This is a genomic window from Vibrio sp. 10N.261.52.C11 (assembly GCF_041471405.1).
Lineage (GTDB): Bacteria > Pseudomonadota > Gammaproteobacteria > Enterobacterales > Vibrionaceae > Vibrio > Vibrio crassostreae_C.
This window is the reverse complement of the sequence record NZ_JBFROI010000055.1, coordinates 13,162-26,008: the sequence shown is the minus strand read 5'-3', so window position 1 is coordinate 26,008 and position 12,847 is coordinate 13,162. Positions and strand designations below refer to the sequence as shown.

Annotated in this window: 12 protein-coding genes; 3 read left to right on the top strand and 9 right to left on the bottom strand. The window is 46.7% G+C overall.

What is annotated here, in order from left to right; all coding sequences use genetic code 11:
• The gene (gene ilvG, locus AB4323_RS19400) at positions 1 to 1,647 is read right to left on the bottom strand and encodes an acetolactate synthase 2 catalytic subunit (RefSeq protein ID WP_017058784.1); all 1,647 of its coding nucleotides are present in this window, start codon (positions 1,645 to 1,647) and stop codon (positions 1 to 3) included.
• Between the two features lie 472 nt (positions 1,648 to 2,119).
• Here ilvG and AB4323_RS19395 point away from each other — a divergent pair, with 472 nt between their 5' ends.
• Entirely contained in the window at positions 2,120 to 3,643 is a 1,524-nt protein-coding gene (locus AB4323_RS19395; protein WP_017058783.1) for a YifB family Mg chelatase-like AAA ATPase, read from the top strand.
• Positions 3,644 to 3,705: 62 nt separating this feature from the next.
• Here the strand turns inward: AB4323_RS19395 and AB4323_RS19390 are convergent, their stop codons facing one another.
• From AB4323_RS19390 to AB4323_RS19365, 6 genes are all read right to left on the bottom strand, one after another.
• Positions 3,706 to 4,662: a DUF2860 domain-containing protein gene (locus tag AB4323_RS19390; protein ID WP_372153139.1), complete on the bottom strand. Its 957-nt coding sequence runs from the start codon at positions 4,660 to 4,662 to the stop codon at positions 3,706 to 3,708.
• 140 nt (positions 4,663 to 4,802) lie between these two features.
• Positions 4,803 to 5,402, bottom strand: a complete 600-nt coding sequence (locus AB4323_RS19385) for a thiol:disulfide interchange protein DsbA/DsbL (RefSeq protein ID WP_017063015.1) — start codon at positions 5,400 to 5,402, stop codon at positions 4,803 to 4,805.
• Between the two features lie 55 nt (positions 5,403 to 5,457).
• Positions 5,458 to 6,444 (bottom strand): serine/threonine protein kinase, encoded by a 987-nt coding sequence (locus AB4323_RS19380; RefSeq protein ID WP_017058781.1) that lies wholly within the window; start codon positions 6,442 to 6,444, stop codon positions 5,458 to 5,460.
• A 73-nt stretch (positions 6,445 to 6,517) separates the two neighbouring features.
• On the bottom strand, positions 6,518 to 7,936 hold the full coding sequence (gene ccoG / locus AB4323_RS19375) for a cytochrome c oxidase accessory protein CcoG (RefSeq protein WP_372153138.1): 1,419 nt from the start codon (positions 7,934 to 7,936) through the stop codon (positions 6,518 to 6,520).
• A 326-nt stretch (positions 7,937 to 8,262) separates the two neighbouring features.
• Positions 8,263 to 8,526 (bottom strand): YihD family protein, encoded by a 264-nt coding sequence (locus AB4323_RS19370; RefSeq protein ID WP_009848104.1) that lies wholly within the window; start codon positions 8,524 to 8,526, stop codon positions 8,263 to 8,265.
• Between the two features lie 131 nt (positions 8,527 to 8,657).
• Positions 8,658 to 8,825, bottom strand: coding sequence for a hypothetical protein (locus AB4323_RS19365; RefSeq protein ID WP_004739323.1), 168 nt, complete (start codon positions 8,823 to 8,825; stop codon positions 8,658 to 8,660).
• Positions 8,826 to 9,108: 283 nt separating this feature from the next.
• Here AB4323_RS19365 and AB4323_RS19360 point away from each other — a divergent pair, with 283 nt between their 5' ends.
• A complete protein-coding gene (locus tag AB4323_RS19360) occupies positions 9,109 to 9,900 on the top strand; it encodes a sporulation protein (protein ID WP_372153136.1) in 792 nt (263 codons plus the stop codon).
• A gap of 156 nt (positions 9,901 to 10,056) precedes the next feature.
• On the top strand, positions 10,057 to 10,710 hold the full coding sequence (locus tag AB4323_RS19355) for a hemolysin III family protein (RefSeq protein ID WP_086971960.1): 654 nt from the start codon (positions 10,057 to 10,059) through the stop codon (positions 10,708 to 10,710).
• Here AB4323_RS19355 and AB4323_RS19350 read toward each other — a convergent pair.
• Both AB4323_RS19350 and AB4323_RS19345 read right to left on the bottom strand, forming a co-directional pair.
• Positions 10,707 to 11,312 carry a DUF3157 family protein gene (locus tag AB4323_RS19350; protein WP_372111122.1) on the bottom strand — a complete coding sequence of 202 codons (606 nt, stop codon included), beginning with the start codon at positions 11,310 to 11,312 and terminating at the stop codon, positions 10,707 to 10,709. The genes AB4323_RS19355 and AB4323_RS19350 overlap by 4 nt on opposite strands.
• A gap of 26 nt (positions 11,313 to 11,338) precedes the next feature.
• Complete coding sequence (locus AB4323_RS19345) at positions 11,339 to 12,784, bottom strand: TrkH family potassium uptake protein (protein ID WP_017077319.1); 1,446 nt, start codon at positions 12,782 to 12,784, stop codon at positions 11,339 to 11,341.
• Positions 12,785 to 12,847: the final 63 nt, after the last annotated feature.

Genomic DNA, 12,847 nt, shown 5'->3' with positions numbered 1-12,847 from the left:
TTATGTGTTCTCCAACATCTCACTGTTTGAAGCACCTGGCGGTACTAGTGGCCATACGTTCTCTTCTTCATCGATAAGAACATGAAGTAGGTAGGCGGTTTTGCTCTCTAGCATCTCTTTTAGTGCTGGCTCTACTTCTTCTTTACGCGTGATGGTTTTACCCGGGATATCGAACGCTTTCGCTAGCATTACGAAGTCTGGGTTGTCATCTAGGATAGTTTCACTATGGCGGCCATCGAAGAACAACGATTGCCATTGGCGAACCATACCCAAGCGAGAGTTGTTAAGAAGTACCATCTTCACTGGGATTTGGCGGCGTTTCAGCGTGCCAAGCTCTTGCACGTTCATCATGAACGAGCCATCACCAGAGATTAGAATAGATTGGTCATCAGGACGCCCAACCGAAGCACCCATTGCAGCTGGCAAGCCAAAGCCCATGGTGCCTAAACCGGCAGAGGTAATGAAGTTCTGTGGATCGCGAGGCTGAATGTGCTGAGCTGCCCACATTTGGTGTTGGCCCACATCAGTCGATACGATAGAGCTTGCTGGCATCATGTCTGACAGTTGCTTCAACAGCAGTGGAGCAAAAATCAGATCACCAGGGTGGTCGTAACGCCATTTGAATGAGCTACGAAGACCTTCAGAGTGATGAACCCAAGAGGAGATGTCTTGGCTTAGCTCTAGTTGAGGCATGATCTTGTTGATGTCACCGCGAATTGGCGCATTGGCAAGACGCAGTTTGCTGAACTCAGCGGCATCGATATCGATATGGATAACCTTAGCATGCGGCGCAAAGGTATCGAGTTTGCCAGTTACTCGGTCATCAAAACGAGCACCGACAACAATCAACAGGTCACTCTCTTGAACCACAAGGTTAGCGGCTTTAGTGCCGTGCATACCCAGCATGCCAAGGTAGTGTGGGTCGTCACGTTCGATAGTGCCCAAGCCTTTCAGTGTGCTTACTGCTGGCATTGGGTTTAGGCGTAAAAACTCACGAACCGCATCGGTTGCTTTAGCAAGTTGAACACCACCACCTACGTATAAAACAGGACGGGTCGCTTGAGACAAAAAGTACTGTGCCTGTTCAATGGCATCAGTTGTCGCAACAGGAATTGCGGGTGGAGTAAATTCAGGAAGAGCATTAACAGGTGCTTCTGCTAGTTGAACGTCTTTAGCGATATCGACGATAACCGGGCCAGGGCGGCCAGACTTTGCTACCACAAACGCTTCAGCGAGGGTTGGAGCTAGCTCTTCAATATCAGTTACTAGGTAGCTGTGTTTAGTACATGACAGAGACATACCAATCACATCCATTTCTTGGAATGCATCGGTACCAATGTGGGAACTTGCAACCTGACCTGTGATAGCAACCAATGGGATTGAATCCATAAAGGCATCAGCAAGGCCAGTGACTAGGTTGGTTGCACCTGGTCCCGAGGTTGCCATACAAACAGCGACATCTTGTGTTGCTCTAGCCATGCCGATCGCGGCCATAGCGGCGCCTTGCTCATGGCGACATAGGATATGTTCAACCCCGCCGTCATAGAGTGCATCGTAGATTGGCATGATGGCACCACCGGGGTAACCAAATACGGTCTCAATTCCTTGTTGCTTGAGTGCGGATACGACTAGTTCTGCGCCTTTCATCGGAATTCTCCCGTATTACCTTTATTTTGGTAACTGTTTCCTTTGTCTCTGCACATCTTGTGCTCCCATTCTTCCTGTAAATCGGCAAAGCCGAAAATGCTCAAAAATATAAAAATCGAATGTTTAAATTAGAAAAAACCCCCGGACTTGTCAGTGCGGGGGTTTTTTCTAATTCGTGGTTACTTTCTTCCCACTCGCCCCCGCGCAGTCTTAATAATGACTACGATAATCAGGTTAATCAGTGCGTAAATGCGAGCGTTAAAAATCATAATATTCGAGTTTTCTCGTTTATTGTCTTCAGTAAATGTCTACATCTCTAGTGTTATCACACAAATCTGCCGCATGACAAGGGAAATGTCATTCTTTTTTCACATTAAAATACCATTCCACCAAGCTATATAACAACCTTATCGCTTTGGTGAGCAACGAATATCCAGAGCGAATACTTTTAAATCAAAGACAAAGGAAAGTTATGGGACTCGCGATAATTCATAGCCGAGCTAGTGTGGGTGTAGAGGCGCCAGAAGTGACCGTTGAGGTGCATATAAGCAACGGAATGCCTGGCTTCACGCTGGTGGGTCTACCTGAAACAACGGTCAAGGAATCTAAAGACCGAGTGAGAAGCGCGATCATCAATTCTCGCTTTGAGTTTCCATCGAAAAGAATCACGGTCAATCTCGCCCCAGCCGATTTGCCCAAAGAAGGTGGCCGTTTTGACCTGCCCATCGCGCTTGGGATTTTGGTGGCGTCAGATCAGCTTCCGACATCAAAAATAGCTCAACATGAATTTATCGGTGAGTTGGCATTGTCAGGAGAACTTCGCTCGGTAAAGGGCGTTTTGCCTGCGACGTTAGCCGCCGACAGTGTAGAGCGATGCTTAGTTGTCCCACATCATAACGGTGATCAGGCTGCGCTGGTGGGCAAGGGAGCGCATAAATCTGCACAAACCTTGTTGGAGGTTTGTGCTGACATGTGTGGACAGGCTCAGCTTGGGCTATATAGAACGGAACATCATCAGGCTGATGTTTCAGTGCTTCGCGACCTACAAGATATTATCGGCCAACAACAAGGAAAGCGAGCTCTAGAGATAGCCGCTGCTGGGAATCATAACTTATTGTTTCTTGGCCCACCCGGAACCGGAAAAACTATGCTCGCTTCTCGACTGCGTGACCTATTACCTGAAATGAGTGATGACGAAGCGATGGAAACCGCGTCGGTGGCCTCGTTAACGCAACAAGAAATCAATCAATACAACTGGAAGCAACGACCTTTTCGCTCTCCTCACCATTCCAGTTCAATGGCGGCATTAGTGGGTGGTGGTTCGGTGCCTCGCCCCGGAGAGATCTCTTTAGCGCATAACGGCTTATTGTTCTTAGATGAGATGCCGGAGTTTGAGCGCAAGGTGCTTGATTCATTACGAGAGCCACTAGAGTCGGGCGAGATCATTATCTCCCGTGCTGCGGGCAAGACTCGTTTTCCTGCGCGTTTTCAATTGGTCGGTGCACTTAACCCAAGTCCAACGGGTTATTACGAAGGTAACCAGGCGCGCGCCAACCCACAGATCATCCTGCGTTACCTCAATCGCTTATCTGGGCCCTTGCTGGATAGGTTCGATATGTCATTGGAGATACCTCTGTTGCCAAAAGGAATGTTGGCCGAAGGCGGTGATCGCGGTGAAACCACTCAAGTAGTTAAGCAAAGGGTTAGGCAGGCGCGAGAGTTAATGCTATCTCGCAACCATAAATCGAATGCACTGTTAGGTAGCCGAGAAATTGAGAAGTATTGCCCACTGCGACGCGAAGATGCAGAGTTTCTTGAGACAGCACTACATCGCTTGGGTTTATCGATTCGTGCTTATCATCGAATTATTAAGGTGGCACGAACCATTGCCGACCTTGACGGTAACGAGCAGATCGAAAAGAAACATCTATCAGAAGCGCTAGGCTATCGCGCGATGGATCGCTTGCTGAAACAACTCACGGCTCAAGCTGTCTAGCAAGCAGAAAAAGCCTGCTTAGATGCAGGCTTTCGTTGGATTGCAGTTCATACTCGCTAAGGTTAGAACTTGTAGTTCAAGCCAACTGAAACGATATATTGAGACTCGTCGTAGAAGGTAATGTTCGAGTCGCTGGTGCCGTAGCCTGCCAGTGAAATAAACGACCAGTTTTCCCAATCCATGAATTGATCATACTCATAGGCGGCGAATAGGTTGATATTGTCGTCGCTGCGTTTCTTGTCGTAGATCGGGTTGCTCGCATCGTAAGAGCGTTGGTTGTAACTCGCTGTTAGTGCGTACTTGTGACGCCCCATGCCACCAAACAAGCTTACCTCACCACCGAATTGGTCGTAAGATTCAGCTTTACCATCAGCATCACGTGTTTGATAGATGACGGATGGAATAAGCATCATGGTACGACTAAGTGGCAGGCGATATTGACCTTTCAAGTAGAGAGTATTGGCATCTCGTTTGAGCTCTTGATCTTGAATATCATCCTTGTCGACATCTTTGGTCGCATAGGCCATGTCTAGCGAGAAAGCTGAGCCCGCAATGTTGCTTAGCTTCAAACGAAACGCATTGCCAGTTTCATCGGTCTTGGTGCGAGCTGATGTGGTGTTGTATGGATCAGCCCAAGTTTCACCAGACATAATGGTTGGCAGCAGTGAAGCGTCGATCACCATGCCTGACTCAAGTTGGTATTTGTAACCGACTTCGAGAACTACAGTACCTGTTGCTACATCATCTCGCGCGGTACCTGTGTATACCTGATGGTTTAGCTTTTCACCAAAGGTATAAGCAACACTACCTAAAGGAGCAACCAGAAAAGAGCTTTCCGAAGAAGCCTTCTGATCTGTGGATGAAAGATTGCTATCAGCATCGGTATTAAAGTTCGAGGTGGAAGAGGTAACCCCGGTATTGAGAGAGATTTCACCACTGAAACCTTGTTGGTCTGCAAGCTTGGCAAAAGCGGGAGAAGCCGCAACGCTCAATGCCAAGAGAGTTATTTTTATTTTCATTCAAGGGCTCCTTGCCCACCGGTTCTTAGGACGGGTTATTAATAGCAGTAAAGCTTTAAACTTCCAGGTTAATTATTTATCAATAATGATTTTTGAACTAGCAAAAAAAAAGGAAGCCGAAGCTTCCTTTCATCAATGGCTTACTTCTTTAATAAGAAGTTCACGAGCTCGAAGTACTCATCAAGAGAGTTGATACCTTGAGCTTCTACTAGGTAGCGGTTGTTAACCACAACAGCGGGTACACCTGAAAGGCCGCTGTCTTTGAATGCTTTGTCGAAGCGACGAACCATAGAATCTACAGCAAAGCCGTTATACGCAGCATCGAATTTCTTCGCATCAACGCCTTCGTCTAGGAAGATTTGACGCAGTTCTTCTTCATCACGTGGTGGCTTGTTCATTGTGTGGATGCGGTTAAACATCACTGGCACCATTTTATCTTCAACTTTCAGTGCAATCATTGTCGCGTAAGCTTTGCTCATTGGCAGACCCATGTTGCCACCCATGAATGAAACATGGTTCTTCTGTAGCTTAGCGTCTTTAGGTAGCTGTTGTTTTAGCTGCTGGATGATTGGCTCAAAGCTATTACAGTGTGGGCAGTAAAAAGAGAAGAACTCTGTCACCATTGGTTTTTTTGATGCTTCTAGGTCGAGAACTTTGTAGTGTTCACCTTCGTTAAATTTCGCAGCGTGAGCGGTAAGGCTCAACATGATCAATGAGAAAAATGCGAATAGCTTTTTCATTTATCCAATCTCCATTATGTTTGAATTTTTATCTAGTTGTATGTTGCGATTGCTGTTACCACTGAGGCATTAACGAAAGTGGTGGCTCTTGCAGGGTAGCAATTTGCTCTTTACAAGCAAGTACTTGTTGCTCCCAATATTTCGGATCATTAAACCACGGGAAGGCCAGAGGAAACGCAGGATCGTGCCATCGTTTCGCCAACCATGCCATGTAATGCACCATACGTAGACCGCGTAGTGGTTCGATTAGTTTCAGTTGTGCGGTATTAAAATCGCAAAACTCTTGGTAACTCTCTAGCAAAATATCCAGTTGCATCAGCTTATCTTGGCGCTCGCCATTGAGCAGCATCCACAGATCTTGTATCGCAGGGCCGTTACGTGCGTCATCAAGATCGACGAACATTGGCCCATCGCGCCACAAAATATTGCCAGGGTGGCAGTCACCGTGCAGGCGGATATTCTCAATGTTGCTCGGCCACTGGCTCTCTAGCTCTTTGATCAGAAGGTCAACGTCATTGAAGAAGGCATTTTCTAGGTGCGTCGGGATAAACTGAGAGTTCTCTAGAATCTTACGTGGCTGATAAAGGTATTCATCTAAGCTGATGGTCGGGCGATGCTGGAATGTTCTTCCCGCGCTGGCTTTATGAATACGACCAAGAAAGCGTCCTACGCCTTCCAATTGATCTAGATTGTCAACTTCATACTGTCTGCCGCCAACACTTTCAAATAGTGCAAATAGGTAGCCTTGGTATTCATGTAAGGTTGCACCGTTGATTCGCATTGGAGGCGCAACCGGCATCTCTTGTTCGATAAGCTCGAGTGCGAAGTCATGCTCTTCTTGGATCTGTGCCTTGTTCCAGCGTTGTGGACGGTAAAACTTAACGACGTAGCGCTTACGGTCTTCATCGGTGAACTGATAGACACGGTTTTCGTAACTGTTGAGAGCGAGAAGCCCGGATTCAGCGCGAACTCCGATGCTCTCCAGTGCGTACCACATGAAGTCAGGAGTCAGGTTATCAAAGTTAAAGGCTTGCATCGTCATAGAATAAAAAAGGCTCATTACTGAGCCTTTTTCCATTTATTGGGTTGTTATACCAAGCACTACGGTGCGGGTATCAGAGCTTCTTGATAAAGCGGCTTTCGACTTCCATCGTAAACTCTTCATTATCCGAGAGTATAAACTGAATTGTCGAAACTGGTGAGCTCAGTTTTTCTGGGTCGGCGCCCAAACTGATAGGTAGGTTCAAAACCTCGCCTGGATCGACAGTAATCGTCTGTTTACCATACCAGATAGAATCGGGCAGTCCGCTAACATCGAGTTTGTACTCTTGCTCTTGTTGAGTCTTGTTGATCACTTTCAAGGTGTAGGTGTTTTCAACCAACCCTTGGTTATTGACTCTAAACAGTTGGTTTCGGTCACGCAGAACACTTAGGCCGGCAGGATCAACGCTCGCGATTTGGGCGAAGAACAAGCCCAGCATCACGATCAAGATAGCGCCATAGCCCAACAGCTTGGGACGCATTACCTTGGTCGAGTGACCTTCAAGTCTGTGCTCGGTGGTGTAATTGATCAGGCCTTTCTCATAGCCCATACGCTCCATCGTGTTGTCACAGGCATCAATACACGCGCCGCAGTTAATACACTCGTATTGCAGGCCGTCACGGATATCGATACCCGTAGGGCACACTTGTACACACAGATTACAGTCAATACAGTCGCCTAGACCAAGCTCTTTTGGATCGGCTTTACGAGAGCGAGGGCCACGGCTTTCACCACGTTCTGTGTTGTAACCAACGATGAAGGTGTCTTTATCGAACATTGCCGACTGGAAACGCGCGTAAGGACACATGTGCAGACAAACAATTGAACGCATCCAACCCGCATTGGCATAAGTACATCCAGCAAAGAACAGTACCCAAAACACCGGCCAGAAAGACGAGTTAAAGGTAAAGAAGCCAACCACTAACTCTTTGATTGGGATGAAGTAACCAACAAAGGTTAAGCCCGTCGCAATGGCAATCGCCCACCACGCAATGTGTTTGAGGGTTTTTCTGAGGATTAAATTGCTCGTCAGTTTGCCCGAGTCTTGTTTTTTTCGCTTATTGGCAGCGCCTTCTAGCTTCTCTTCGAACCAGATATACATGAAGGTCCAGACGGTTTGTGGGCATAAATAGCCACACCAGACACGGCCTAAGAAGGTGGTTATGAAAAACAGGCCAAACGCGGCAATCATAAATAGGATCGCGAGTAGGGTCAGATCTTGCGGGTATAAGGTGGTGCCAAAGAAGTTGAACTGTTGGCTGCCGATATCGAGCAAGATCGCTTGACGTTCACCAAAGGGAATCCATGGGATAAGCGCAAAAAGTAAAAGTAAGAACCAACCGCCATAGCGACGCAGTTGTTGGAATTTACCTTTGCTTTCTCGAACATAGATTCGGTTACTTGGGTTAAATCGATCTCCATTACCTTTATGTGTTTTCGGGTTAAAGGTTTTAGGAGTCACATCTTTGATATCGATTTTATCCTGACTCATGGACTATCCTTTTTGTGGCTTGTTTGCCCGGTTAAGTCGGGCATGACGACATTACTTGAAAGTATGGTTTAGAGAACCTGTTGAAATTGAGCTTGGTGCATTTGTTGTTATCGCACTCACTCTTATTATTTTAGAAGATTCTTATGGATGGCGATTATAGCGACAATCTTGTTCTCATTTCTTTAACGCTATCAACCTTTAACAACAAAAGTCATAACAGTTGTGACGAAAAAATAGCGAACAGAAACAAAAAAGCGACCTGGTGGTCGCTTTTTAAAATTGAGTGTTTTATCTATACGGCAATTGAGCTCTAAACTAACGGGCGACTAAAGAAGGCCACGTGCTTTTAGAATTGCGGTTTTGAAATCATCTTCTTGGTCTTTTTTCAGGCCCGGGATCATCTCATCTTTTTCGCTGTTGCGCATTTTTAGGTGATAGATAAGAACATCGTCAGTCAGTTCTTCAAGCTTGCCTTGGTAGCCCGCTTCTTTTGATAGCTTAATGATGAACTCTAATAGGTTAAGCTCTTGATCTTTCTGCCACTCAGGCTCCATCAGTTCAAGCAGTTCTTCAATGCGGTGACACTTCATACTTTATTTCTCCACAAATTTTATAATGATTTGTGGCTAAGGTATCAAATCGGGTAGGGAATACCAATGTGTAAACACATTTCAAGATGGGAGCGGGCAAGAAAAAAGCGCAGTAAAAACTGCGCTTTTTGTTAAGCGGCTTTAATCACTTTCGTTGTAGTCGGTGCTAATAAAGCAGTCTTCTCAACTAGAGTCATTGTAGGAGCCAATTTCTTAGCCGTTGGAGCAGCAACAAAGCCACTACGACGACGCATCGCACTACGGTTGGTGTGCGAGAACCTGACAGCTGTTGGGCGCATTAATTTACCTAACGGTCAGGCATATCCATTGCCAATCTAATGGCCTGATTTACCATGAGCTCCACCTCAATTGCTTGAAGCGTCACTCGTCTGGCTTTCGCCAATCCGAAGAATAAATCAGGATAATGATATGCATGCATATCAAGGCTTAGATTATCACTATCTAAGTTATCGATCGACGCCTGAGTGATAAATAGACGATATTAGAGCTAAAATAGTGTGAGCAGTATATTTGAGTTTGAACCTCTTTCAGGCTTAAGATGATGCTTTAAAGGAGGTGCATATGTCGTTCTTAAAGAAAACGTTAGCAAGTTTTGGAATTGGATCTGCCAAGGTGGATTCTGTATTGCAACAGGAAGTGCTTTATCCAGGCAAGAAGGCGAGCATTATTGTGCATGTCTATGGTGGCGCTCAGCCACAAGAGATCGACAATATCGATCTCAACTTGTGCTGTCGTTACGTCAAAGAAATTACTATGAATTCGCAAAGGCAAGAGGGCGGTCAAACACGTCGAATGCACCAGACATACTCGTTGGCCAAATGGAGCCTGCCGTATGCCTTTGTTATTCAGCCGGGTGAAACCCGTGATTTTGAATGTGAGTTTGATGTCCCGCTGAACACTCCGGTCACGATTGGTGATTCAAAGGTGTGGCTAGAAACCGGGCTCGATATTGCGATGGCGATTGATCCATCGGATAAAGACATCTTAACAGTGCGCCCTGACGCACTCCTTGATGGTATTTTTAACGAACTTGAAGCTCAAGGGCTGCGTATTCGCCAAGTGGAGTGTGAAGCGGTAGAAGGCTTTGAACTGCCATTTGTGCAAGAGTTCGAGTTTGTTCCGACGACGGGTCCTTATCATGGCCGTTGGCGTGAGCTTGAGGTTGTAGCTCATCGTGATGAAACTGAGCTTAAGTTGTGGTTTGAGATAGACCGCAATCGCGACGGTGCCAAAGGCATGTTGGCGAGTTTATTGGGAGTGGGTCAGCTACAGCGTCAATTGAGTGTGCCATTGGATACCTCACCGGAAGAAGCCGGCAAGATGGTACTTGAATATCTAGATAGCGCCTCTTAGTTGGCTCTTTGGTTCTTTAGCTTTAGAGAGCCTAGCCTCATCACACAGTTTAGGCGTCATTAATGTCATAAAAGATGTCATATAAATTTAAGCTTACACGTGTAATCTTAATGTGCAATACTAGGTCAATTGAACATTTACTCTAGTAGGATACTCATGTCTGCATCATCAGCTAGCGAATACAGCGATATCGAAGAACGCGCCAATGCGATAACCCATGGTTTGGGCGTCGTGCTTGGCGTGGTTGGTCTGATCTTGTTGTTGATTCGCGCGTTTGATTACCAAGCCGACATGTTGACGGTTGCCAGTATGGCAATCTATGGCAGCAGCATTATCCTGCTTTTTCTTGCTTCCACGCTTTATCACTCGATCACCACAGAAAAAACCAAGCGTTTATTGAAAACCCTCGATCACTGTGCAATTTACTTACTCATCGCAGGTAGCTACACCCCGTTTTTATTGGTTGGCTTAAGAACCCCATTGGCGATGGGCTTGATGGCGGTTATCTGGGGAATTGCGCTGGTCGGTATCATCATGAAGATTGCCTTCGTCTACCGGTTTAAGCGTCTATCGCTGTTCATTTATTTAGCGATGGGCTGGTTGTCGTTGATTGTGGTGTATCAACTGGCGATGAATATCGAGATAGGTGGCTTGGTGTTATTGGCGCTCGGTGGCGTGATCTACTCGTTGGGTGTTATTTTCTATGTGGCAAAACGCATCCCTTACAACCACGCCATCTGGCACTTGTTTGTTTTGGCGGGCTGCGCTTGCCATTTCTTCGCTATTTATTTGTATGTGACTCCGGTTTAGCGAGCCAGTACTTCAGTAATCTCAGCTTTAATCTGATATTCAGGGTGTTGTTCTAGGTCGAGCTTGATGAGCTTGCCTTCTTCACCTGTCTTTGGTCGTAGGTATGTGTCGGCCATTCGTTTGATTGATTTCCACACTGCAACCTCTTCTTCTGCCAACAACTCACCTTCTGTAGTAAATACGCTTATGTTAAGTGATACCAAAATGACCGCTTGAGTGCCTTGGTTAGTGATGGCTGTCGGAATGATAAGCTCACCATCTTCATAGCGACTTGCACCCAGTACAACATCTACTCCTGATTGAGACAGCTGTAAGCTTGGCTTCTTACTATCAACCACAATCGTAGTACCACGCGTGTTCATTGCGACAGGTACGGCTACGACAGGGGCTGCTGCAATAGGCGCTGCTGAAACAGGCACTGCGAACTCAGATGTTGTCGCTGCTGCTTCCGTTTGCTTCGGTGCCACGTATTGCCAAGTAAAATCATCTTTGAGTAACACTTGCTTGCCATCAGGCAAGGTGACCATTTGATCAGCAAAGGCAGAACTTACGAATACTGAGTTTGCGAGCAATGCGCTAGCGAGAAGTACGTATGATTTCATCTGTGTTTCCTTGATTTTGTGCTTGGTTAACGTCGCCAAAAGGCTGGGAAAAATAGAACAATGAGCGTCAATATCTCGAGTCGCCCCATCAGCATTCCTAAGCTTAGCAACCATTTAGCGGCGTCGGGCAGTGGAGCAAAGTTCCCGGTTGGACCGATAACGCTGCCCATACCAGGACCAACGTTGGCAACGGCTGTGATGGCGCCAGATATACTGGTCACGGGATCAAGCCCCATCGCGCTCAAGCCACCTGCAATTAAGATAATCGTAATAAAGAACATCAAACCAAATGCGACTAGTGAACGCACAATATCGTCATTCACCGGTCGCTGATTGTAGCGTTGAACAAACACGCCCGACGGGTGAATCAGTTTCATCATTTGCTTATGAAGCATGGTCATCGCGATCTGGAAGCGGAAGATTTTGATACCGCCAGAGGTTGAACCTGAGCACGCGCCCGCCATCATTAAAAAGGCAAACAGCGTGGTAGGTAAAGCGCCCCACGCGGTGAAATCTTCTAAGCCAAAACCGGTTGTGGTTACGACTGACACAATATTGAACATCGAAACACGCATCGCATCCATGACCGTGTAGCCATCTCTAACCACCAACCATGTCGATATCACGGCACTGGTGACTAAGAATAGATAGGTGAAGCCTCTCACTTGCGCGTCTTTGTAGAGGATTGAGAGTTTTCTGCCACGCAGTGCGCTAACGAACAGTAGGAACGGCAGACCACCAAGGAACATGAACAGGGTTCCCACCCAGTGAGCACTGTTAGAGAAGTGGTTCATCGAGCCATCTGATGTTGAGTAACCACCCGTAGACAGTGTTGTGAAGGCATGATTGATCGCGTCAAAGATGCCCATGCCTGCAAAGAGATAGCTAATGATGCACAAGCCAGTCAGAACCAGATAAACCGCCACGATGTTCTTCGCGACCGTTTTTGCTCGTGGGCTGCTTTTATCTGACCAGTCGGATGATTCGGTTTGGAACAGGCGCATACCACCGACGTTGAGCATTGGCAGAACCGCTACCGCCATAACGATGAAGCCGATGCCACCTAACCATTGCAATATAGAACGCCACAACAGAATGCTTGGTGCCATGCTGTCTAAGCCGCTTAATACGGTTGAGCCTGTTGTGGTGATACCAGACATGGTTTCAAAATAGGCGTCAGTGAAGCTGATGTGGTTGATGAAGACAAACGGCAGTGCAGCAAAGGCACTGGCTATCGTCCATACCAGAGAGGTGATCAGGAACATGTCCCGCACCCCAAGTCGGAACTTAGCGGAGCGCCCTAAGCTCAAGCAGATGAACGCCACAATGTGCGTGATCACTACCGATTGACCAAACTCGAGGAAGCCACCGGTGCCTGTGAAAAAGGCAACCAATGTGGGGATGTACATGAAAAGGGCGAGTTTTGATAACACTAACCCTATCACTAATAATATCGGACGAAAGTTGACCATAGCTTAATAGACCATAGCTTTAATTGATTACAGCTTTGTGCCGGAGCGTCGTTCTCACAAGAA